At 69.6% G+C, this 22,097-nt stretch carries 20 protein-coding genes; 12 read left to right on the top strand and 8 right to left on the bottom strand.

Annotated elements, in window-relative coordinates; genetic code table 11:
* Positions 1–18: 18 nt before the first annotated feature.
* Positions 19–918: a hypothetical protein gene (locus tag R2707_19420; protein ID MEZ5247265.1), complete on the top strand. Its 900-nt coding sequence runs from the start codon at positions 19–21 to the stop codon at positions 916–918.
* Here R2707_19420 and R2707_19415 read toward each other — a convergent pair.
* The 3 genes from R2707_19415 to R2707_19405 are packed head-to-tail and all read right to left on the bottom strand — an operon-like array spanning position 905 to position 2,648.
* Positions 905–1,594 carry a DNA alkylation repair protein gene (locus tag R2707_19415; protein MEZ5247264.1) on the bottom strand — a complete coding sequence of 230 codons (690 nt, stop codon included), beginning with the start codon at positions 1,592–1,594 and terminating at the stop codon, positions 905–907. The two genes, R2707_19420 and R2707_19415, sit on opposite strands and share 14 nt — an antisense overlap.
* Positions 1,595–1,650: 56 nt before the next feature.
* Positions 1,651–1,911 (bottom strand): GlsB/YeaQ/YmgE family stress response membrane protein, encoded by a 261-nt coding sequence (locus R2707_19410; protein MEZ5247263.1) that lies wholly within the window; start codon positions 1,909–1,911, stop codon positions 1,651–1,653.
* Positions 1,911–2,648 carry a 3-hydroxyacyl-CoA dehydrogenase family protein gene (locus R2707_19405; GenBank protein MEZ5247262.1) on the bottom strand — a complete coding sequence of 246 codons (738 nt, stop codon included), beginning with the start codon at positions 2,646–2,648 and terminating at the stop codon, positions 1,911–1,913. The genes R2707_19410 and R2707_19405 overlap by 1 nt, the downstream gene beginning before the upstream one ends.
* 56 nt (positions 2,649–2,704) lie before the next feature.
* On the opposite strand from R2707_19405, the gene R2707_19400 reads away from it, so the two are divergent.
* From R2707_19400 to R2707_19390, 3 genes are all read left to right on the top strand, one after another.
* Entirely contained in the window at positions 2,705–4,105 is a 1,401-nt protein-coding gene (locus R2707_19400) for an MFS transporter (GenBank protein MEZ5247261.1), read from the top strand.
* A gap of 61 nt (positions 4,106–4,166) precedes the next feature.
* Positions 4,167–7,004: an ATP-dependent DNA helicase UvrD2 gene (locus tag R2707_19395; protein ID MEZ5247260.1), complete on the top strand. Its 2,838-nt coding sequence runs from the start codon at positions 4,167–4,169 to the stop codon at positions 7,002–7,004.
* Positions 7,005–7,034: 30 nt separating this feature from the next.
* Positions 7,035–7,286: a DUF2277 domain-containing protein gene (locus R2707_19390; GenBank protein ID MEZ5247259.1), complete on the top strand. Its 252-nt coding sequence runs from the start codon at positions 7,035–7,037 to the stop codon at positions 7,284–7,286.
* Between the two features lie 228 nt (positions 7,287–7,514).
* Here R2707_19390 and R2707_19385 read toward each other — a convergent pair whose 3' ends face one another.
* Positions 7,515–8,288: an enoyl-CoA hydratase gene (locus R2707_19385; GenBank protein MEZ5247258.1), complete on the bottom strand. Its 774-nt coding sequence runs from the start codon at positions 8,286–8,288 to the stop codon at positions 7,515–7,517.
* 11 nt (positions 8,289–8,299) lie between these two features.
* On the bottom strand, positions 8,300–8,851 hold the full coding sequence (locus tag R2707_19380; GenBank protein ID MEZ5247257.1) for a hypothetical protein: 552 nt from the start codon (positions 8,849–8,851) through the stop codon (positions 8,300–8,302).
* A 73-nt stretch (positions 8,852–8,924) separates the two neighbouring features.
* Here R2707_19380 and dinB point away from each other — a divergent pair, with 73 nt between their 5' ends.
* From dinB to R2707_19355, 5 genes are all read left to right on the top strand, one after another.
* Positions 8,925–10,202, top strand: a complete 1,278-nt coding sequence (gene dinB / locus R2707_19375; GenBank protein ID MEZ5247256.1) for a DNA polymerase IV — start codon at positions 8,925–8,927, stop codon at positions 10,200–10,202.
* Between the two features lie 12 nt (positions 10,203–10,214).
* Positions 10,215–10,631 carry a PPOX class F420-dependent oxidoreductase gene (locus R2707_19370; protein MEZ5247255.1) on the top strand — a complete coding sequence of 139 codons (417 nt, stop codon included), beginning with the start codon at positions 10,215–10,217 and terminating at the stop codon, positions 10,629–10,631.
* A gap of 2 nt (positions 10,632–10,633) precedes the next feature.
* The gene (locus tag R2707_19365) at positions 10,634–11,086 is read left to right on the top strand and encodes a hypothetical protein (GenBank protein ID MEZ5247254.1); all 453 of its coding nucleotides are present in this window, start codon (positions 10,634–10,636) and stop codon (positions 11,084–11,086) included.
* Positions 11,083–12,504 (top strand): HAD-IG family 5'-nucleotidase, encoded by a 1,422-nt coding sequence (locus tag R2707_19360; GenBank protein ID MEZ5247253.1) that lies wholly within the window; start codon positions 11,083–11,085, stop codon positions 12,502–12,504. The genes R2707_19365 and R2707_19360 overlap by 4 nt, the downstream gene beginning before the upstream one ends.
* A gap of 74 nt (positions 12,505–12,578) precedes the next feature.
* Positions 12,579–14,855 (top strand): MMPL family transporter, encoded by a 2,277-nt coding sequence (locus tag R2707_19355; protein MEZ5247252.1) that lies wholly within the window; start codon positions 12,579–12,581, stop codon positions 14,853–14,855.
* A gap of 204 nt (positions 14,856–15,059) precedes the next feature.
* On the opposite strand, the gene R2707_19350 is transcribed toward R2707_19355, so the two are convergent.
* Positions 15,060–15,443: an RNA-binding S4 domain-containing protein gene (locus R2707_19350; GenBank protein ID MEZ5247251.1), complete on the bottom strand. Its 384-nt coding sequence runs from the start codon at positions 15,441–15,443 to the stop codon at positions 15,060–15,062.
* A 24-nt stretch (positions 15,444–15,467) separates the two neighbouring features.
* Here R2707_19350 and R2707_19345 point away from each other — a divergent pair, with 24 nt between their 5' ends.
* Genes R2707_19345 through R2707_19335 form a run of 3 tightly spaced genes read left to right on the top strand, consistent with a single transcriptional unit; the run spans position 15,468 to position 18,585 of the window.
* Positions 15,468–16,415, top strand: a complete 948-nt coding sequence (locus R2707_19345; protein ID MEZ5247250.1) for a carbon-nitrogen hydrolase family protein — start codon at positions 15,468–15,470, stop codon at positions 16,413–16,415.
* On the top strand, positions 16,412–17,005 hold the full coding sequence (locus tag R2707_19340; protein ID MEZ5247249.1) for a hypothetical protein: 594 nt from the start codon (positions 16,412–16,414) through the stop codon (positions 17,003–17,005). Before R2707_19345 ends, R2707_19340 begins: the two co-directional genes overlap by 4 nt.
* A 47-nt stretch (positions 17,006–17,052) precedes the next feature.
* The gene (locus R2707_19335) at positions 17,053–18,585 is read left to right on the top strand and encodes an AMP-binding protein (protein ID MEZ5247248.1); all 1,533 of its coding nucleotides are present in this window, start codon (positions 17,053–17,055) and stop codon (positions 18,583–18,585) included.
* 12 nt (positions 18,586–18,597) lie between these two features.
* Here R2707_19335 and R2707_19330 read toward each other — a convergent pair whose 3' ends face one another.
* Together R2707_19330 and R2707_19325 are read right to left on the bottom strand one after the other, a co-directional pair.
* The gene (locus R2707_19330; protein MEZ5247247.1) at positions 18,598–19,944 is read right to left on the bottom strand and encodes a hypothetical protein; all 1,347 of its coding nucleotides are present in this window, start codon (positions 19,942–19,944) and stop codon (positions 18,598–18,600) included.
* Between the two features lie 48 nt (positions 19,945–19,992).
* The gene (locus R2707_19325; GenBank protein ID MEZ5247246.1) at positions 19,993–22,077 is read right to left on the bottom strand and encodes a hypothetical protein; all 2,085 of its coding nucleotides are present in this window, start codon (positions 22,075–22,077) and stop codon (positions 19,993–19,995) included.
* Positions 22,078–22,097: the final 20 nt, after the last annotated feature.

The raw sequence follows: 22,097 nt of genomic DNA, 5'->3' as shown, positions 1-22,097 counted from the left end.
GCGCGCCATGATGGTGCGGTGAGCGATCTCCCCTCGCCGACCGCCTCGACCACCTATCGGCCGGCGTACCCCGTCGACGTCGACTTCGCCCTCATGGGTGCGAAAACCGTTCGCCGACGCCGTGGCATCCACTGGTGGACCACCGAGACCCCCGAAGGGAACGCCACCGTCGCGTTCCGCACCGCGACGGGTCTCGTGCGGGCCGACAGCTGGGGGCCGGGGACCGACTGGGCCCTCACCCAACTCCCGTACCTGCTCGGCGCGGCCGACGACGCAGTGGATGACTTCCGACCCGGTGATGCCCTGCTCGGCCGGTTGGCGGACCGCTTCGCGTCGCTGCGTCTCGGGGCAACGGGCCGCTGGTACGAGGCACTGGCGACCTCCGTCATCGGCCAACGCGTCGTCACCGCCGACGCCACCGCGAGCCGCGAGCAACTCTCCCGTCGCTACGGCACGCCGTCGCCTGCGGGCCCGGCGAACACGTTCCCGTCACCCGCCGCGATCCTGCGGCTCACCGACCACGATCTCCATCGCGTCGGCATCGAACGGAGCCGCGGTCGGGTCTTGCGGGTGGCCGCGAAATACGCCGACCGGGTCGAGCGGCTCCACGAGGTGCCAACCGCGGATGCGGCGGAATGGCTGCAGCGACTTCCCGGCATCGGCCCGTGGACGACCGGCCTGACCACGGCGATCGCCGGTGGCGACCCCGACGCCGTGCCGGTCGGCGATCTCCACATCCCCCGGATGGTCACGTACGCACTGACCGGCAACGAGCACGGCGACGACGACACGATGCTCGAGGCGCTCGCGCCCTACGCCGGCCATCGCCAGCGGATCGTGCGCCTCGTGAAACTGGGCGGCGCGGGACCCGAGCGGCACCGCCCGGCCCCGTTCCGCTACGACATCAGCCGGATCTGACCGTCCGCCGCTGGCGGTAGCCGACTGTCTTGTCGATGTAGTCGCAGGCGTCGGGCGTGGTGCAGTTCGTGTCGCCGTGATCGACCTCGACCGGGCCCACGCGCTTGGCTGCGCTCATGGCGAGGCGCTGGAGCGCCGCGTTGCGCAGCGCGATGGCGATCATCGCCATGTTCATCTCGTGACGGACGCGATTGGGTCGATCGTGGATCTCGTCCTCGATCCGGCGCAGCAGTGCCCGGAGATCGGCGATGGACCACAGCTCCTCGTCTTCGCAGGTGCGGGCGACGATTCCCCAGCCCGCGCTGGCGACCCATTCACCCCTGCGATCGCGCCACACGTCGCTGCGCGAGCGGACCACGGGCGACTGGGCGACGACATCGGCCACGGCGCCGGCGGTCTGGTAACACGCGGCATCGCGCGCCCACGCGTCGGCGAGCTTCGCCGTGAACAAGTCGGGGTCGACGACCTTCGCCGCCAGCATGCGAGCGTCGTGGTTGCCGGAATCCCACAGGGCGAGGCCGAGCTCGTGGTCGACCCGGATGGTCTTCTCGAGCTGGCCGAGCGCGGTGTGACTCACGCCGAACATGGGCTCCCGGGCGCCGTGGCGGGCGTAGACCTTGCGATTCTGCGCGGTGCCTTCGGCCTCCAACGCGGCCATCACTTCATCGAAGTCCATGCCCTGACGGTACCCCGTCGGCCACGTCGGTTCCCCGGCCGGCTCGCCGCGGGTGCTCACTCGGGAGTTCGCGGAGTGGCGACCCGGATCACGACCAGGATGACGATGGCGCCGACGGTCGCACCGATCCAGCTCTCGGTGCGGCTCAGGTCGAACTCACCGTCCGCCATGATCGAGGCAATCAACCCGCCGACGAACGATCCGGCGATGCCGAGAAGGATGGTGCCGAGGCAACCCCAGTTCCTGCCCGTGGGCACGAAGACCCGGGCGATGAGCCCGACGATCAGACCGGGGACGATCCACGACAGCCACCCCATCACGACCAGCCGGAGCCGGCGCCGGCCACCATTCCGTAGGGGCCCGATGGCCAGCGGAAGCAGTCGCGCATCAACTGGTCGACCTGAGCCCGGTCGGCGACTCCCTCGGCGACCACACGGTTGGCCTCCCGGACCATGGCGAAATACACCCGGTTGGCGACATAGCCCCAGTTCTGGTCGTTGTCCTGGACGACGACGGGGTTCTTGCCGGCCGCTGCGGCGAGACGGACGACCGTGTCGACCGTGGCATCGCTCGTGTCGGGGCCGCGCACGATCTCGGCCAGCTTCATCACCGGCGCCGGCGACGCCCAGTGCCATCCGATGAACTTGTCGGGCCGCTTGGTCCCGGCCGCCATCGCCACGATCGGGAACCCCGACGAGTTGCTCGCGAAGATCGTGTCGGGCGGCGCCAACTCGTCGAGGTCGCGCCAGAACTTGATCTTGAGACCGAGGTTCTCCGGGACCGCCTCGATGATCAGGTCGACGTCGACCGCGGCATCGAGGTCGGTCGTGAAGGTGAGACGGGCGAGCGCCGCGTCGGCTTCCTCGGTCGTGAGCTTGCCCCGTTCGACGGCGCTCCTCACACCGAAACGACCGGTGTCGACCCCCTCCCGGGCGGCGTCGAGCACCGCGTCGGTGAGATCTCGGCACACGACTTCGTGGCCCGAGAGGGCGAGCACCTGAGCGATGCCCGACCCCATCACTCCGGCTCCCATGACTCCGATTCGTTCACTCATGGCCCAGAGTCTCGCACGATTTCCGGTCGACGCACTCAGGGGTGTAGCCATCCCCGGTGGACATCGGCACCGACGACCCGGACCCCCGCCCGCGCTCGCCCTGGCGGATCTATGGTCTCATCGCCGGCGCGGTGGCGCTGGGCACGCTGAACTTCTCACTCGTCTTCGTGGCGTTCGGCGAAATCGAGAAGTCGTTCGAGGCCAGTGCCGGAACCGTGTCCTGGACGCTGACCGCGTTCTCGATCACCACTGCGGCGGTGTTCGTGCCCGCCGGATGGGCCGCCGATCGCTTCGGGCGATCCCGGATGTTCCTCATCGGGTTCGGGACGTTCATCCTCGGGAGCCTGCTGGTCTCGACCGCGCCGACGGTCCACTTCCTGATCGCGGCACGCATGGTGCAGGCCGCCGGGCTCGCCATCGAATCGCCGGCATCGCTCGCCCTGGTGCTCGACGAGTTCCCGGCGGAACGCCGCTCCACTGCGGTGGGCGCCCTCGGGGCGGTCGGTGGTGTCGCCACCGCGGTCGGACCGGCAGTCGGCGGTGCCCTGATCGACAACCTCACCTGGCGCTGGGCGTTCTTCCTGAACGTGCCGTTGGGCATCATCGTGTTCGCGCTCGTCGCCCCGCGGCTGCCACGGACCTTCGTCCCCGACGTCTCGCGTCGCCGACCGCCAGACCTCCTCGGCGGGGCACTCCTCATGGCGGGTGTGGCGGCGCTCGCCCTCGGCATCGTCCAGAGCGACGACTGGGGCTACACGGCCCCGTCGACCCTGCTGACGCTGGCCGCCGCCGCCGTCCTCCTCACCGGGTTGATCCGCCGCTCCTCCCGTCACGACGAACCGATCCTCCATCTGCCGCTCTTCCGGGACCACGACTTCGCCCTCGGCAGCGGACTCTCGTTCCTCGTGGCCGGCACGTTCGCCGGAACGTTCCTCGCGTTCGTGCAGCTCATGAACGAGGGCTGGGGTCTGTCGCTGCTCCGATCCGGCCTGGCGGTCGGGATGATCCCCGCCATCGCCGGTCCGATGTCGATCGTGTCGGGCCGTTTCGCCGACCGGTTCGGCCACAAATACGTGATCCTCCCGGGTGCACTCCTGATGGCGGCCGCCGGGGTCTTCATGTTCGCGACCGTCACCGAGGAGCGACAATTGCTCGCCGTGTGGGTGCCCTTCGTCGTGATCTACGGCATGGGCGTCGGGCTCGCCCACGCGGCATGCCAGGCCGCGGCCCTGTCCAACGTCGGCCAGGAGCGTCTCGGTGTCGGCGGCGCGATGAACCGGATCGCACAGGACATCGGCCAGACGGTGTCGGCGGCGATCGTGATCGCCCTGCTCGCGAGGGAAGCGTCGGTCATCGATGGTCTTCGCTCCGTCATGGTGCTGCTCGTGGTGCTGAGCCTTGTCGGCGCACCGCTGGCCGCCCGTCTCCACGCCCGGGGTCACCGCGCGCCGGCCTGACCCGACGCGCCAGAGTGTCAGAGGACCGGCGTACGGTGCATCCGATGCCGGGAACGAAACCATGATCGCCTGCGGACACTGCGGTGGACGCCACGCCACCGTCGCCGAAGTACGCACGTGCTCGGCCGAGCCCGGCGCGGCTCCCGCTGCCGAGTCCGCCCCAGCGACCAGGTCGGGCCCGTCGGCGACCGGTCGACCACCGCAGCGCACCGCCCCCACGGTCACACTCGTCGCCGACTGGACACACCTCGCCGGGCCGGCCGCTCTCGCCCGCAACCTCGTCGTGCTCCCGGGCGACGCGGCTCCCGAACCCTGGGCCGACGCGCTGCGGATCGTCGTCGACGACTCCCCCGACGCGCTGTCGAAGCTCCGAGACGCTCGTCACCTCCGCCAGCGGGTCGTGATCGAGCTGGCGAGCGAACTCCCTCCGGCCGATCCGGTGCTCGACGTCGACTACTGGCATCTCGCTCCGGAGACCGATCTCGACGGTGAGCTCCTGCGGCACCTGGTGCTCAGCCACTCGGTCGATGCCCGCGACCCCTCCGCACCGACCATCACCGAGGTGAGTGCCGCCGTGGCGGCCGGGGCGACCGTGCGCACGACCGGTCCCGGCGACATCGACACCGCCAACGGTCCGGCATGGGTCGACGGCGGGCCACTCGACTGGTTCGACCCCGACGAGCTGGGAGCACCCGTGGTGCCCGCGGTCCATCTGCGCATCGGCTCGTTGCAGGCGTTGGGCACCGGTCGGCCCGAGGCCGACCTCGCCGCCGACCAGCTCGCCGCCGTCAGCCACGGCGGTGGCGGCGCCCGGATCATCGCGCCGGCCGGTTCGGGCAAGACCCGGGTCCTGACCGAACGGGCCCGCCATCTCGTGAAGGACCGGGGGATCGACCCGTCGGCCATCTGCATGGTCGCGTTCAACGTCCGCGCCCGCGAGGAGATGCAGGAGCGCACCACCGATCTGCCCGGCCTCGAGATCCGCACCCTCAACTCCCTGGCGCTCGCGATCCTGGCCGGCCGCGGGCCGTTCGTCGCCCCGGCCGGTCGTCGTGCACCGAGGGTCATCGACGAGCGCGAGATCCGCCGGGTGCTCGACGACCTCGTCGGTGGTCGCCGCCAGGCGATGGCCGATCCGATGGCGGTCTGGCTGGAGGCACTCACCGCCACCCGTCTGGGCCTCCGCTCGCCGAGTGCGGTCGAGCAGGAGTTCGGTGGCGACGTCCGCGACTTCGCCAACGTGGTTCCCGAGTTCCGCGCCCGTCTGGCGCGAGCCGGCGTCGTCGACTTCGACGAACAGATCCTCGGCGCGATCGAGGTGCTCTGCACCGATCCGATGGCGAGAGCGGCGGCTCGGCGGGCGTGTGGCGTCCTCCTCGTCGACGAGTTCCAGGACCTCACCCCCGCTCATGTCCTGCTCATCCGCCTCCTGGCGGGCCCGACCGCCGACGTGTTCGGCGTCGGCGACGACGACCAGACGATCTACGGCTACGCAGGGGCGTCGCCCTCGTGGCTGATCGACTTCGCCGACCTCTTCCCCGGCAGTGGCGCCCACGACCTGCGGGTCAACTACCGGTGTCCACCGACCGTCGTCGCCGCGGCCGCGACGCTGCTCACCCACAACCGGCGGCGCATCACCAAGACCATCGAAGCGGCCCCGGGGCGTCCGACCGAGGCAGGGGAGCTCGAGATCGCAACAGACACCGATCCGCTCGCGGCCACCGTCGAGCGGGTCGTGCAACTCGTCGAGGGTGGCGTGCGACCGGCCGACATCGCGGTGTTGACCCGGGTCAACGCCACACTGCTCGGCCCCATGCTCCTGCTCGGCGAGGCGGGGATCCCCACGAGTTCGCCCGTCGACGCCCACTTCCTCGAGCGCACCGGAGTCGCCGGCGCGCTCGCGTGGCTGCGGGTCGCCGTCGCCCCCGAACAGGCGCTGCCCGCCGCGGCACTCGAGACCGCGGTCCGTCGGCCGCCCCGTGGCATCAGCCGTCGCCTGGCCGAATGGGTCGGCGAGCAGCGCAGCCCCCACCAGATCGAACAGCTCGCGGGCCGGTTGAACCAGCCGCGCGACACCGACAAGATCCTCGGGTTCGCCGACGACGTGCGGATGATCCGCGAGCTCGCCGACAGTGGAGCCGACACCGGGAGTCTGCTCGCGGCGATCCGCGATCGTGTCGGGCTGGGCCAGGCGCTGGATTCGCGCCTCGATGCCAGCCGGCGTTCGGTCGACCGCAGTGCCCACGGCGACGACCTGGCCGCCCTGCTGGCCGTCGCGGCCGCCCAACCCGACCCGACCGAGTTCCCGTCGTGGCTGGCCGACCGCCTCGGTGCCGCCCAGCCCGACTGGGCCGGCGTCCGCCTGTCGACGATCCATCGGGTCAAGGGCCGCGAGTGGCCACACGTCATCGTCCACGACGCCACCGCCGGCCTCATGCCCCACCGCCTCGCCGCCGACCGAGAGGAGGAGCGGCGGGTCTTCCATGTGGCGGTCACCCGTGGCAGCGAGCGGGTGCTGATCACTTCGGCCCAACCCCCGTCGCCGTTCATCGCCCAGCTCCGCACTGCTCGCGACCCCGAGGCCGATCCGGAACCCGAACTGCGACCGGCCCGGTCGTCCTCGGCCCCATCGACGCGATCCCGCGCCGTGCCCGAAGTCGGCGGCCTCGTCGAGGCGAGCCTGCGCGAGCAACTGAAGACCTGGCGCACCGCGACCGCCAAGGCCGCCGGGGTGCCCGCCTACGTGGTGTGCAACGACGCGACGCTCTACGACCTGGCCCGGCTCCGCCCCATCGACGACGACGAACTCCTGGCCGTACCCGGCATCGGGCCCGTCAAGGTCGAGAAGTACGGCGCCGACATCCTCGCCATCATCGAGAACGCGCTCGACGCATCCTGAGGCGTCGACACCCGGGCTAGGTTTCGGCCCATGTGCCGCAACATCACCACACTGCGGGGCCTCGAACCCGTCGCCACCGAAGAAGAGATCCTCGCCGCCGCCCGCCAGTACTGCCGCAAGGTCAGCGGTGTGCAGAAGGTCTCGGCGTCGACCGAGGAGGCCTTCGAGCGGGCCGTCGCCGTCATCGCCGAGGCCACGACCGACCTCATCGACGCCCTGCCGCCCCGGAAGGTCCCGCCGAAGAGCGAACCGCCGCTTCGCCGTATCGCCCGATCGGCCTGATCCGCCACGGGCGGGCCGCGATCGGAAGGTGGCGACCGTCTGGGCCGCCTCGACCGTGGCCGCGTCTCTCACCGCTGCCCTCAACGCGATGCGCTCGGCGAGTCCGGTCACGAACGGCGACAGCAGCTCACCACCCCGATCCGGGTCCACGGCGCTCCCGGCTCGCCGCCCTCGTTCCAGGCGACGGCGATCGCCGCGACTACCGGCGGCGTCGGGCGAGCGCTGTGTTCATGTCGGCCAGTCCGGTGCTCGCTTCTCGAGAAAGGCGTTGATGCCCTCCTGGGCCACGGGATCGACCGCGTTCGCACTCATGACCCGCTTGGCCACGTCGTAGGCATCGGCTTCGGCCCGGCCGATCTGGTCGTAGAACGCCGCCTTGCCGACGGCGACGGTCTGCGACGACCAGCGGACGATGTCGGCCGCCAACGCGTCGACCGCGCTGTCGAGCTCGCCCGCCGGAACCACCGAGTTGACGAGCCCCCAGTCGGCCGCCGTGGACGCCGAGATCGGGTTGCCGGTGAGCAGCATCTGCATGGCGCGCTTGGCCCCGACAGCCCGCGAGATCGGCACCATCGGGGTGGAGCAGAACAGACCGATGCGGACCCCGGGCGTGGCGAAGGTGGACGACTCGGTGGCGATCGCCAGATCACAGGACGCGACGAGCTGGCAGCCGGCCGCCGTTGCGATGCCGTCGACCGCGGCGATGACCGGCTGGCGGATCTCGTGGATCGTGGTCATCAGGTCCACGCAGGCATCGAAGATCGCCTTCGATCCTTCGAGGTCGATACCGCACATCTCACCGAGGTCGTGGCCGGCCGAGAAGGCGGGCCCGTCGGCGTCGATGACCACGACCGATGCCGAACCGGAGGTGTCGATGGCCCGGAGATGCGCGGTGAGCGCCTGCATCTTCGACAGGCCGAGCGCGTTGCGCTTGTCGGGTTCGGCCAACGTGATCCTCTCGATCTCGCCGTCGAAGGAGAACCGGAGGCCGTCGTTGATCATGCCCGAGTCTGTCACTGCATGCCGCGTCCGCTCACATTGCGTTTGCTGACCTCGATCAACTTGCCGCGTCGGACGGCATAGCTGGTCACCCCATCGACGCTGTGCTGGCCACCGCGGGCCCGTCCACTGACGACATCGAGGGTCATCCCGTTGAGGATCGGCAGGAGGGCAACCGCACGGAAACCGTCGTCGGCGCCCGGGTTGGAGCGCTTCTCCTCCTGGAGGAGCTCGCCCGACTCCCAGATCCACACGTCGTCGACGCTCACGAACCGGCAACGGTGATTCGACTTGCTCTTCGCCACCATCGCACCGGGGCAGACGATGACGTCACCCTGGATCCAGGGATCGACGCCGAGCCCGTCTCGTCCGAACCCGGTCTCGAAGGTGTCGGCGATCAGCGCGCCGTGGTCGCCGCTCCTGATCGCCCTCTGCCGCGCCTCGTCGTGGAGCGCCTCGGCGAGATGGTGCAGCACCTCGTCGGAGAGCTTCGCGGCGAGCTCGACAGCGGTGTCGGGATCGTCGGTGAGATGGCGGACGATGGTGCCGTAGCGACGGGTTGCCATGATCGCAGTCTGCCTCGCCGGGTGTGACACACCGCCCTGGATGCGAACACCTGTTCGCTCTATGCTGGCGCGCATGCCCACACCCCGACGAGGCGCCACCATCCTCCACGCCGATCTCGACGCGTTCTACGCGTCGGTGGAGCAGCGCGACGATCCCCGACTGCGGGGACGTCCGGTGATCGTCGGCGGCGGTGTGGTCCTCGCCTGCAGCTATGAGGCCAAGGAGCGCGGCGTGCGTTCCGCGATGAACGGCGGCCAGGCTCGCCTGCTCTGCCCCGACGCAGTCGTGGTCGAGCCCCGAATGGAGGCCTACGCCGAGGCGTCCGCGGCGGTGTTCGCTCGCTTCCACGACGTCACGCCGTTCGTCGAGCCGATCTCGATCGACGAGGCGTTCCTCGATGTCAGCGGAGCCGAGCACCTCTTCGGCCCTGCGGCGGAGATCGCCGCCCGGTTGCGGACCCGAGTGCTCGTCGATGTCGGCCTCCCACTGTCCGTCGGCGTTGCCCGCACCAAGTTCCTGGCCAAGGTCGCCAGCGCCCAGGCGAAGCCCGATGGGATGCTGGTCGTCGAACCCGGACGAGAGCTCGAGTTTCTGCATCCCTTGCCGGTCGAGGTGCTCTGGGGCGTGGGCCCGGTGACGGCCACGAAGCTCCACGACCACGGCGTCGACACCGTCGGCGATCTCGCCGGCAGCGGCCGGGCCGACCTCCAGGGGTATCTCGGTCCCCACGCCGGCCGTCACCTGCGCGACCTCGCCCACAATCTCGATCCGCGGCCTGTCGACACGGCGCGCCGCGACCGCTCGATGGGCGCCCAGCGGGCCCTCGGCAACCGGGTCCGCACCCGCGACGAGCTCCGGCGCGAGTTGCTCGCCCTGGCCGAGAAGGTGGCCGCCCGGCTCCGCACGGCCGACCGTGTCGCCCGCACCATCACCGTCCGCTATCGCACCCAGGACATGGTCCACGAGAGTCGGTCGCGCACGCTGCCCGAGCCGACACAGCGCTCCGGCCTGCTCGTCGCCACGGCCGACGAGTTGCTGCTCGACCTCCTCGACGGGCCGCACGGCCCCGGCGGCGCGCTCGGACGCAAGGGTTGCACCCTGATCGGGATCACCTGTTCGGGCCTGGGTCGACCGGATGCGATCCAGCTCGCCCTGCGATTCCCCGAAGAGGGTCGGGCGACCGATGAGCTCGACCGTATGGTCGACGACATCCGCGATCGGTGGGGTCGGCGCGCCGTCGGCCGCGCGTCGCTCATCGACCACTCCGACGGGGTGCCGTCGCTGATCCGACCGACCGCGCTCGACGCCCCCTCGGGCATCACGGGCGTTTCCACGGCGCACCGGCGGTGATAGACCCGCGCCATGGACATCTCCGCCGCACTCGACCGACTCGCCGGCCACAAGAACGCGGTGTTGATCACCCTGCGGCGCGACGGCCGCGCCCAGTCGTCCGACATCGTCTATGTCGTCGACGGCGAGGCCATCAAGATCTCGGCGACCGACGATCGGGCCAAGACGCGCAACCTCCGACGCGACAACCGGGCGGTACTGCACTTCACCGACCCGGCCTCATGGTCGTATCTCTCCATCGACGCGATCGCCGAGGTGTCACCGGTCGCCGCGGCGTCCGACGACGCGACCGTCGACGCCCTCGTCGGCCTCTATCGGGCGATCGCCGGCGAACACGACGACTGGGACGCGTACCGCGCCGCGATGGTCGACGACGGCCGATGCATCGTCACCCTCCACCCCCAGTCGGTGACCGGCCAGCTGAACTGACCGTGGAACGTTCGTTCTTCGAGCACGTGCTCGACGCATTCGAGGGATTCGTCGACGACGGTCTGGGCGAGCCGCAGTGCCGCTGGCATCGACGCGGGATCAAGGTCTGGTTCGGCCCGTCCGATGGTCGGGCGGCCCGGGAGCACTACGAGGCGCAGCTGATCCGGGTCGATGGTGAGGCCGCGCTCGAGATCGGCTTCCACGCCGAGTACCCCTCGGAAGACGACAACCAGGATGCGTTGGACCGGCTCGACGGCCGACCATCCTGGCGCACGTCGCTCGGCGAGGAAGCCGAGGCCGGACCCTTCCTCGGCATGGACGGCTGGCGCCGCATCTCGGAGGTGTGGGAGCCACCCGACCCCGACGATCCCGAAGCACCGATCGAAGTCGCAGCACGCCTCGCCGACTATGTCGACGCGATCGAGCCGCTGCGGCGTGCGACACTGACCCCGTGACCGATCCGACCCCTCGCCTGCCTCCATCCCGGGGACTGTTCTGCAATCGCACGCTGAACCTCCGCGGCGTGCGCGCGATCGGCTACGACATGGACTACACGCTCATCCACTACTTCGTCGACGAGTGGGAGCGCGCCGCGTTCGAACACGCACGCGAAGTACTGGCCGGCGAGGGATGGCCGGTCGCCGACCTGACCTTCGATCCCGATGCCTTCACCCTCGGCCTCACGTTCGATCTCGAACTCGGCAACCTCGTGAAGGCGACACGCTTCGGCTACACGGTGCGGGCCCAGCACGGCGATTCGGTGCTGTCGTTCCGGGAGCTGCGCGACACGTACTACGGCACCGTCGTCGAGCTGGGCGAGGATCGCTTCGAGTTCATGAACACGCTGTTCGAGCTGAGCCGTGCGTCGCTGTGGTGCCAGCTCGTGGCCCTCCACGACCGATCGCCGCTTCCGGGTATCAGCAGCTACGCCCACCTCTATCGCGCCATCGACATCGCACTCGGCACCGTCCACACCGACGGTTCCTTGAAGGCGGCGATCGTCGCCGAACCCGAACGATTCGTCGATCTCGACCCGGGTCTCGTGCCGACGCTGCAGGACCAGCGCCTCGCGGGCAAGCAACTGCTCCTCATCACGAACTCCGAGTGGAGCTACACCCAGTTCATGATGAGCTGGTCGTTCGACCGGTTCATGCCCGAAGGCGAGACCTGGCGCGACCTGTTCGACGTCGTGATCGTCGCCGCGGCCAAGCCCCGGTTCTTCTCCGAAGTCGGCCCGATCTATCAAATCGTCGACGAAGCCCGCGGCTTGCTCGAGCCGCACTTCGGCCCGCTCGAAGCCGGCATCGTGTACCACGGCGGCAACGCCCGCATGGTCGAACAGAGCCTCGGTCACGATCCGTCACAGTTCCTCTATGTCGGCGACCACCTGTTCGGCGATGTCCACGTGACCAAGGACATCCTCCGGTGGCGGACCACACTCATCGCCCGCGAGCTCGAGGCCGAGGTCGACGCGGCCGACGAGTTCCGCGACGACAGCCACGCCCTTGGAAACCTGATGGAGGAGAAGGTCCGTCGCGAGCGGGAGCATTCACGGCTGCGGATGGCCCGCCGTCACCGCGTGGTCGCCGGAGAACCACACGACAAGATCGACGCCGCCGTCGAGGCCGCGGCCGCAGCCGTCGCCGAGGTCGACGAGCGGATCGCTCCGCTCGCCCGGGCGGCGACCGAACAGGGCAATGTCGTCTGGGGTCCGTTGATGCGCGCCGGTGTCGACAAGAGCCTGTTCGCCCGCCAGGTCGAGAAGTACGCCGACGTCTACACCAGCAGGGTCAGCAACTTCCGGGCCGAGACCCCCTACGGCTACCTTCGGGCCGCCCGCGGCTCGCTCCCGCACGACGCCGCCACGCCCTGAGCCGTCGCACCACGTGCCCGTTGTCACCCGGTCAGGGCTGCGGTTGATCGGGCGACCACCGCCACACTGGTCCGATGGTTGCACGGGTCGGTCGCTGGTGTCATGAGAATCGATGGAAAGCGATCGGGATCTGGTGCGGGTCGTTGCTGCTGCTCGTCGCCGGAGTCGTGACGCTCGGCAACGGCTTCGACGCAGAGCAGTCGATCCCGGGGTCGGAGACGGAGGACGGCTTCGAGATCCTCGACGAGTACTTCGGCGGCGTCGGCAACGGGCTGAGCGGCCAGATCGTCTTCGTTGCCGATCAGGGGGTCGACGACCCTGCGGTCGTCGAGGCGATGTCGGCCATGTTCGCCGCGACCGACGACATCGAGTTCGTCACCGTGGGATCTCCCTACGAGGGCCTCGGTGGCGGCATCGCTCCCAACGGCACGATCGGCTTCGCCGACGTCAACCTCGACCGCGAGGTGAGCCAGGAGGAGTCCGGCGCCATCGGCGACGAGATCGCCGCCCTCATCCCAGATCTCGACGGTCTCACCGTCGAGATCGGCGGCGAGGCGCTCGCCGTTTTCGAACCGCCCGAGACCGAACTGATCGGCATCGCGTTCGCGATCATCATCCTGATCCTCGCCACGGGCTCAGTGCTGGCCATGGGCATCACGATCGGGTCGGCCGTCATCGGTGTGGGCGGAGGCGTGCTGTTGACGATGCTCGTCTCGAACATCACCAAGGGCCCGCAGTTCGCGACGACGTTGGCTGTCATGGTCGGACTCGGCGTCGGCATCGACTATGCCCTCTTCATCCTCAACCGCTACCGCGATCTGATCCACGAGGGGAACGAGCCGGTCGACGCCATCACGAAGGCCATGGCCACATCGGGCCGGGCCGTCCTCTTCGCCGGCATCACCGTCGTGTTGTCCCTGCTCGGGCTCGTCGCGATCGGGCTGCCGTTCGTCACCGGGCTCGGGGTCTCGGCGTCGACCACGGTGCTCGTCGCACTCATCTCGTCGCTGACGCTCCTCCCCGCCATGCTCGGGTTCGGCGCCGGCCGCCTCGAGCAGACCCGCGTGCGCGGCATCATGGCCGCGGCCCTGGCCGCCGTGGGCCTGCTCGGTATCGGCCTCGGGGCGGCGCCGCTGGCCGCCGCGTTCGGGCTCGCCGCGCTGGTGCTGGTCGCCGGGTTCTTCGTTCCCGCCCTGCGACGGCCCCTGCCGCCCCGGCGGGTCAAGCCCCTGCGCGAGACCATCGCGTATCGGTGGAGCCGGATGGTGCAGTCACGTCCGTGGACCGGAGCACTCGCCGGTACCGCGCTGCTCCTGGTCCTGACCGCTCCCGTCCTCGGCCTCCGCCTCGGCTTCTCCGACGAGGGGAACTTCGCCGAGGACACGACCACTCGACGGGCCTACGATCTACTTGCCGACGGGTTCGGCCCGGGCTTCAACGGTCCCTTCCTGGTCGCAGCGAAGACCAACGCCGCCTCCGACGGGCCCCGGATACAGGCGCTCGCCGACACGCTCGCCGCCGATCCCGGCGTTGCCGCCGTGTTCGGGCCGATCCCCGACAACCCCGGCGACCCGTCCGCCGCCGAGGCCTTCATCCTCCGGGTGATTCCCACCACGGCACCCCAGGACCTCGCGACCGAAGACCTGGTCGGTCGCCTCCGCGGCACGGTGATCCCCTCGGCCGTCGGCGACTCCACGCTCGAGGTGTACCTCACCGGCGGCACCGCGGCGAGCATCGACTTCAGCGACTATCTGGCCGAGCGGACTCCCGTGTTCTTCGGCGCGGTCCTGGCAGTGTCGTTCCTCCTGCTCATGGCGGTCTTCCGTTCCCTGCTGGTACCGCTGAAGGCGGTGATCATGAACCTTCTGTCGATCAGCGCGGCCTACGGCGTGGTCGTGGCCGTGTTCCAGTGGGGTTGGCTCAGCACCTTCACCCACGTGCAGCCTGCGCCGATCGAACCGTTCATCCCCATGATGATGTTCGCCATCGTCTTCGGCCTGTCGATGGACTACGAGGTGTTCCTCATCTCCCGCATCCGCGAGGAGTACGACCGTACCGGCGACCCGGTCGAGTCGGTGGCCGACGGGCTCGCCGGCACGGCCCGCGTCATCACCGCAGCGGCCGCGATCATGGCCGTGGTGTTCGGCAGCTTCCTGCTCGAGGACGATCGCGTGATCCAGGTGTTCGGCACCGGCCTCGCCTCGGCCATCGTGCTCGACGCGACACTCGTGCGCATGCTCCTCGTGCCGGCCACGATGGAACTCCTGGGGTCTCGCAACTGGTGGATTCCCGGCTGGCTCGACCGCCTGCTCCCCCGCATCGAGCTCGAGGGTCCGGCGGCGCACGGCTGACGCCGGAGTACACCTCCCGGCAACGTGAAGTTCAGCCCGACGAGACCGAGCGGCCACGGCTGCGACAGGTGCCCGCCATAGCTTGCTCTCTGGGCGTGCGCACGAGCTCGCTCCCGAGTTCTCCGGTCCGGGTTCCCCTCCACCTGCTCGGACCGTGACGCCACAGTGGAGGTGCCGTGCGGGCACCTCCACTGCTCGGCGGCGTCAGTCCGGTCTCTGATCGCCCCGGCCCCGCAGACGCTCGATCTCGCGACGGTCCCGCTTCGTGGGCCGACCCGTTCCTCGGTCGCGGCGGGCGAAGACCGCATCGACCGGCGAGTCTCGGGGCACCGGCGGCGGGGACCGATCCTCGAAGCATTCGGCTGCCCGTGCCGCCGACACCCGCTTCTCGATGGTCTCGTCGACGACATAGACGATCGTGCGATCGCCTCGCCGCGCCGTGACGACATCGCCGACCACGACCCGGGCCGCGGGTTTGGCCACAACGTCGTTGATCGACACGAGGCCGTCGTCGCACGCACTCGAGGCTTTCGTGCGGGTCTTGAACACCCGCACGGCCCACAACCACTTGTCGACACGAACGGCCATACCCGAGTCTGGCAGGATGGGCCGATGTACGACACCGAGACCGCACCCGGGTCCCATCACGTCAACGACCCTGCCTGGCCGACGCGGGTCTCGGTCGCCTGCGCGAACTTCTCCACGATGCCGAGGCAGAAGGCGGCCAGCGTCGACAAGCTGATCGCGACCACGCACGACGCCGCTGGGCGGGATGCCGACCTGGTGATCTTTCCGGAGCTCGCGATCAATTCGTGGGGTCGGTGCACCGACTGTGCAGCCGCCCACCGCCCGTGCGAATGGCATCTGGCCGAGGCCGAGGCCGCCGACGGGCCCTCGGCGACGCGCATCGCCGCCGCGGCGAGCGAGCTCGGCGTCCACGTCATCTACGGCTTCGAGGAGGCCGGCGACACCCCCGGCGTCATCCACAACAGCGCCAACCTCATCGGACCCGACGGCCTCATCGGCACCTACCGCAAGCTCCATCTCGGCATCCCGCTCGAGACGGACCGCTTCACCCCCGGCGATGCACTCCCGGTGTTCGACACCGCGCTCGGGCCGATCGGGATCTCGATCTGCTACGACTTCTACAACAACCCCGAACTCAGCCGGTTGCTGTGTCTCAAGGGGGCCCGACTTCTCGTCAACCCGACCGGCCGGTCCGACCTGCCACACGCCCGCGAGAACCTCACACACGCCACGCTCGTCCGGGCCCAGGAGAACCTGGTCTATGCGGCGTCGAGCAATCGTGTCGGCAACACCCACGGCGGGTCGACGTGGGCCGGTGGCAGCGTGATCGGGGGCCCCGATTTCCCCGGTTTCGGAGTGGCGCTCGCCACGGCCGGAGCCGAGGAGGAGCTCATCGTGGCCGAGCTCGACTTCGACCGGGTCGCCCGGTGGCACGACTGGCTCCCATGGACCGAATGGCGACTCGGCGCGCAGCGGCCCATCACGGAGCTGGTGCAGCGGGAGTTCGCGGCCTTGCTCGACGGGGGCAAGTGACCCCGACCGCGCGACGGTTGCCCCAACTCGTCATCGGCCTCGTCGTCTTCGGGGTGGGGCTCGGACTCGTGGTCCAGGGCGGCAACGGGCAGGGGCCCTGGACCGTGTTCCACGAGGGCGTCGCCGACCACTCGCCACTGTCCATCGGCACGGCCACCATCGCCACGGGCGTGATCCTGCTGCTCGCGACGATCGGCATGAAGGTGCCGATCGGCATCGGCACCGTCTTGAACGTCGCCCTCATCGGACCGGCGACCGACGTGACCATCTGGCTGATCGACACTCCGGGGTCCGCCGCCGGACGGGCCGCCATGACCCTCATCGGCCCCATCGTCACCGCCCTCGGGTCGGGCCTGTACCTCGGCGTGCATTTCGGCCCCGGACCCCGCGACGGTCTCATGGCGGGGCTCCACCAGCGCGGGCTCAGCATCCGGGTCGCCCGCTTCCTCATCGAGGCAGCCGCGTTCACTGCGGGTGTCGCCCTCGGCGGGACCTTCGGCTGGGGCACCGTTTGGTGGCTGCTCGTCATCGGCCCCGGGGTGCAGTGGATGCTGCCGAGATTCGACCGCGGCAGGATGATCCGGCCCTGACGCCGACGGGCGGCTCGCGCTAGGTTCGGCGGACTCGAGGGGGTTCCATGGAAGTACCGCTGACCATCGCCGATCACCTCCGCCGAGCGGCGCTCGTCTACGGCGATCGCATCGGCATCATCGACGAAGACGACCAACCAGCGCCGTCGCTCGGCGAGCTCACCTATCGACGATTCGACGAACTGTCGCGTGGGCTCGCGGCGGGCCTCGACGAGCTGGGACTCCCGCTCGGTGCCCGCGTCGCGATCGTCTCCCAGAACGCCGCTCGCGTGCTCGTGCACCTGTTCGGGACCAGCGCATTCGGACGGGTTGCGGTGCCGATCAACTTCCGGCTCAGCCGTGAAGAGGTCGACTACATCGTGCGTCATTGCGGTGCCGAGGTACTCATCATCGATCCCGAACTGGAGGAGACGCTCGGCGACATCGAGGTGCCTCATCGGTTCGTCGCCGGCGAGGAATCCGATGCGCTCTATCGCATCGGCGTCGAGCCGCAGCCGTGGGAACCGTCAGAGTCGGCAACCGCGACGATCAACTACACGAGCGGGACGACCGCTCGGCCCAAGGGGGTCGAGATGACCCACCGCAACCTCTGGATCAACGCCGCGACCTTCGGATGGCACACCGGGGTGAGCGATCGCGATGTCTACCTCCACACCCTGCCGATGTTCCATTGCAACGGATGGGGCATGCCGTATGCCATGACCGGCATGGGCGCCCAACACGTCGTACTCCGCAAGGTCGACGGGGCCGAGATCCTGCGTCGGGTCGAACGCCACGGCGTCACGATCATGTGCGGCGCACCCGCCGTCGTCGCCGCGGTGCTCGACGCCGCCACCGAATGGGACGGCGAGATCCCCGGCCGTGGTCGGGTCCGCATCGTGGTCGCCGGGGCCCCGCCACCCACCCGCACCATCGAACGGGTCGAGACCGAGCTCGGGTGGGAGTTCATCCAGATCTACGGGCTGACCGAGACCGCGCCGCTGCTGACCATCAACCGCACGCGGGCGGAGTGGGACGACCTGACCCCGGCGGAGCGCGCCACGAAGCTCTCCCGACAGGGCAACCCGGCGCTCGGCATCACGATCGACACGGCAGCCGACGGCGAGGTGCTGGCCCGCGGCAATGTCGTGCTCAAGAGCTACTGGGACAACCCCGAGGCGAGTGCTGCGGCCCTCGCCGGCGGCTGGTTCCACACCGGCGATGGCGGCTTCATCGACGCCGAGCACTACGTCAATCTGCAGGACCGGAAGAAGGACGTCATCATCTCCGGCGGCGAGAACATCTCGTCGATCGAGGTGGAGGACTGCATCTTCTCCCACGAGGCGGTGGCCGAGGTCGCCGTCATCGGTGTCCCCGACGACAAGTGGGGAGAAACGGTCAAGGCACTCGTGGTGCTCGCTCCCGGCTCGACGGCCGACGAACGCGAGATCATCGACCATTGCCGAGCAAGGATCGCCCACTACAAGTGCCCGACATCGGTGGAGTTCCGTGACGAGCTGGCCCGCACGGCGACCGGCAAGCTCCAGAAGTTCAAGCTGCGGGCGCCCTACTGGGAGGGTCAGGCCCGCGGCATCAACTGATCGCTCGCCTGATCAGGCCGGCGGCGGACCGGGGACGACCCAGCCCACGCCGTCGACGAAGCGGGCGTTGTTGGGCGGATCGCGGGGATCATCGGGATCCATGACCCAGCCGTGACCCTCGACCCAGGTCGGCGGTCGCCACTTCGGTGGGTCGGCGACGCCGGCATGGCTGTCGGGATCGGTGTCGGGATCGACCACGGGAAGATCGCCGAGTTCCGTCGGTCCGTCGCCGGTCCATGCCGGAAGGACGATCGGGTCGGGCGGCTTGGCTCGCGTCGGCAGGGTGGGACGAGGCGCCATCGGCGATTCGGGGGCCACTGGCGGGCGCACGATCGGCGCTGCGGCGGGTGCCGGACTCGGTGCCGGCGCCGTGGGGATGGCCGTGGTCGTATCCGGTGCGGTCGGCCGCGGCCGGGGCGCCGGCCGCGGCGCCGGTGCCGAGGGCGCCGCCGGTGGCGGAGCCGTCTGGGGCGCCGTCCGGGGCATGGCGACCGGCGCGGGCCGAGGCACGCTCGGCGCCGCCGCGGGCACCGGCGCAGCGGTGGGGCGGCGGGTCCGCTCCCGCGAGCGGGTGCCGTCGGGCCAGAACATCGACAACGCCAGGAGCACCGCGCCGATCCCACCGAGCACGATCGACGGGAACAGGGCGGCCCGCAGAACTGCCGTGAGCAGCGCGGCCAGCACCTCGGCCTGGTCGGGGGCGAACTCCCGGAGGAGGTAGGGAACACCGAGGCCGACGACGAGATAGAACGCGGTGGTGCCGATCGCCCATCGTGCCGCCTTCCCCAGCACCTTCGAACGATCGCTGGTGGTCAGCAGGGCGAGCAGGGCCATCACGACCGACAGCGCGGCGAGGAGCGGCACGGTTCGTTCGAGGAATCCCTTGAGGGGCGATGCGTCGGGGATCCGCTCGGTCGGGAGCTCGACCTCGAACTCCTCGGGGATCTCGGCGGCGACGGTGGGCGCCACCGCCCCGATGCGTTCACGTGACGACGCGAGCGCCGGTCCGAGGTCGATCGTCGCCGGCGCATCGTCGAGTCCGAGGAACGCCCGATGCGTGGTCCCGAGCGAGTCGATGATGAGCGAGCGGACCACCGGATCGGTGAGGATGATCTGCACGCCGGCATCGACCTGCGCATCGGTGAGCTGGATCGAGTCGGGCATCGCCGATTCGAGCGCACGGCCGATGTTGGCCCCGATCTGGTCGACCACGGCCTCGTTGTCGAGCAGCTCCTCCGCGATCGTCTCGGTTCGACTCTCGTCGAAGACCGTCCGCAGGGAGAGGAACCCCCACCACGCGATGGACCCGATGAGGAGGGCGGGACCGAGGATCAGACCGGCGATGACACGACGAAACACCCTGCCATGTTCGCACGTGGCGCGGGGTCGGCCGTGCCGCGCCGGCGGTCAGCCGCGCGGCGGCGAGATACAGGGCTCGCCGCCGCACACATCGATGACCGTTCCGGTCCGCAGGAACGCATCGATCTGCTCGACCGCGACGAGATGTCGGCGCGGGTCCTCGTGGGGGTCCGTGCCCTCGCTGGGCGAGATGTTCTCGACTGGCGCGACGGGCGCGCCGCTGTCCCACATCACAGTGGCCGAACCCTCGAACGGATAGTCCTCGATGCGCGGGATCCCCCAGAACGGCTCGACGTCGGCCGATCGCCCCTCGCCGAACGCCGGCCACACCGCAGCGGCACCCATCGATCGGGCCATGACGTCCATCGCCACGTTGGCCACCTGGAAGTCACCCAACGCCCCGTGGATCAGGCCGAACTTCTCGTTCAGCCCTTCCAACGGGTCCGTGTAGTGGTTGACGTAGCCGTTGCCCTCGCCCCGGTCCCAGAGCATCTGGATCATGAGCAGCAGCTGGGCCTGGTCGAGCTTGTCGGGATACGCCGGATTCAGCGCCAGCTGATACGTGTCGAAGTCGACACTGCGGTTGAGCAACGTCGAGTAGTTGATGCCGGGCACACCGAACACGCCGCGGTCCCAGTCGGTCGACACCGCGGTCGACACGGGCCCCATGATCCCGCCCTGGCTGATGCCGTAGTAGGCGAGCTGTTCGGTGTCGAGCAGCGCGTTTCCGTCGGCGTCACGGAACGCGTCGTGGGCGACGAACCCGTCGGCATGCCGCATGAGACGACCGAGGAAGAGGGTGTTGAGGTGCCCCTGGAGCAGGCGATCGCTCAGGGTGTGGAACAAGGAGAGATCGCCGAGCACGGTGAGCGCATTGACGACGTCGTCGTCGGCCATGCCGATCAGATCGGTGCCGCACACGACATGGTTGTGGTGCTCGGCGAGGAGTCGGGGCCCGGCCGACGTGACCTGGTTGCGCGTCCCCAGCAGGCCGTGTCCGTAGATCACCCCACCTCCCGGGTCGGCGGCCGTGGTGTTGTCGTGGATCATGCAGCGATACACGGCGTTCCACGTGCCGTTCACCGTGGGCAGGTCGGGATCGTCGACCAGGTTCAGACCGTTGCCCGTGGTCCCGTCGTCGGTGAGGTAGAGGGGCACCTCGTAGGTCCCCTCGATGTAGGTGTAGGTGTCGTCGTCGTCACGATTCACCGAGTCGACGGTGAAGGCCGGCGCAGCGTCGCCGAGGATCTCGAATGCGTCGTCGCGCATGTGGACGAGTGGACCTGTGAGGCTGTCGGTCGAGATGACGGTGAACTCCCAGGCGATGACGAGGTCTTCTCGGGCGACCCCCGCGGCGTCGAGGTCGGCGAACACCCGCTCCATGGCCGGCCGGCGAGCCTCGACCTCGGCGACATCGCTCTCGAGTCGATCGCGATAGGCGCGGAACGTGTCGGTCGGTTCGATCGCCGCGCCCGATTCGTCGATGAGATTGCGCAGCCCGATCACGATCCGGTGGCCGTCGGGGTAGTTGACCGCCGGGCGGATGAACAGCCCCTGTCGTGACGGATCGACGGCGTTGGCATCGAGTTCGGCCCAATGCGGCCAGCGTTCACCGGTGGTGGCATCGATCACGACACTTCCCGAATCGGCATCGAGCGACCGGGCGATGTCGGTCACGGGTGGCAGCGCGGATCCGGACGGATCCACACCGGGGATCAGGACCAGCGCGGCGCTGCCCGGCGAGAATCCATCGGCGCGATTCTGCCGAGAAGGGTCGACCGCAACGCCCGCGCTGTTCTGCGGCATGAGCGCGGCGGGGAGCGCGACGCGGCGCCCGGTGGACGACGACGGGTCATCCACGGTCAGCGCATCGCTCGGGAACGGCAGGAGACACTCGTGTCCGATCAGTTCGCAACCGGGGTCCTGATCGACGACGAGATCGATCGAGCCCGCGAAGCCACCGTCGTCGGGCACGGTGCCGTTGCCGTCGGTCTCGAGGTCATCGGTGGCGACGGGGGCGGTGCCACTCGTCGTGGGGGCCGGTTGGCCGTCATCACCGTCGTTCCCGCACGCCGCGGCGAGAAGTGCCGCGGCGAGCACGACGGCGAGTCCATGGGCAAGAGATCGTCTCATGGCCGACGAGTTTCGCGCGC

This window comes from Acidimicrobiales bacterium (genome assembly GCA_041394245.1).
In the GTDB taxonomy this organism is placed as follows: domain Bacteria; phylum Actinomycetota; class Acidimicrobiia; order Acidimicrobiales; family Aldehydirespiratoraceae; genus JAJRXC01.
The sequence above is the reverse complement of the archived record's forward strand: the minus strand, read 5'-3'. Positions and strand labels throughout refer to the sequence as shown.

Excerpts from the sequence above, each read along its gene's own strand:
- R2707_19415 (MEZ5247264.1), bottom strand. The coding sequence starts at position 1,594 with ATGGACTTCGATGAAGTGATGGCCGCGTTGGAGGCCGAAGGCACCGCG.
- R2707_19410 (MEZ5247263.1), bottom strand. The coding sequence starts at position 1,911 with ATGGGGTGGCTGTCGTGGATCGTCCCCGGTCTGATCGTCGGGCTCATC.
- R2707_19405 (MEZ5247262.1), bottom strand. The coding sequence starts at position 2,648 with ATGAGTGAACGAATCGGAGTCATGGGAGCCGGAGTGATGGGGTCGGGC.
- R2707_19395 (MEZ5247260.1), top strand. The coding sequence starts at position 4,167 with ATGATCGCCTGCGGACACTGCGGTGGACGCCACGCCACCGTCGCCGAA.
- R2707_19390 (MEZ5247259.1), top strand. The coding sequence starts at position 7,035 with ATGTGCCGCAACATCACCACACTGCGGGGCCTCGAACCCGTCGCCACC.
- R2707_19385 (MEZ5247258.1), bottom strand. The coding sequence starts at position 8,288 with ATGATCAACGACGGCCTCCGGTTCTCCTTCGACGGCGAGATCGAGAGG.
- R2707_19380 (MEZ5247257.1), bottom strand. The coding sequence starts at position 8,851 with ATGGCAACCCGTCGCTACGGCACCATCGTCCGCCATCTCACCGACGAT.
- dinB (MEZ5247256.1), top strand. The coding sequence starts at position 8,925 with ATGCCCACACCCCGACGAGGCGCCACCATCCTCCACGCCGATCTCGAC.
- R2707_19370 (MEZ5247255.1), top strand. The coding sequence starts at position 10,215 with ATGGACATCTCCGCCGCACTCGACCGACTCGCCGGCCACAAGAACGCG.
- R2707_19355 (MEZ5247252.1), top strand. The coding sequence starts at position 12,579 with ATGGTTGCACGGGTCGGTCGCTGGTGTCATGAGAATCGATGGAAAGCG.
- R2707_19350 (MEZ5247251.1), bottom strand. The coding sequence starts at position 15,443 with ATGGCCGTTCGTGTCGACAAGTGGTTGTGGGCCGTGCGGGTGTTCAAG.
- R2707_19345 (MEZ5247250.1), top strand. The coding sequence starts at position 15,468 with ATGTACGACACCGAGACCGCACCCGGGTCCCATCACGTCAACGACCCT.
- R2707_19335 (MEZ5247248.1), top strand. The coding sequence starts at position 17,053 with ATGGAAGTACCGCTGACCATCGCCGATCACCTCCGCCGAGCGGCGCTC.
- R2707_19325 (MEZ5247246.1), bottom strand. The coding sequence starts at position 22,077 with ATGAGACGATCTCTTGCCCATGGACTCGCCGTCGTGCTCGCCGCGGCA.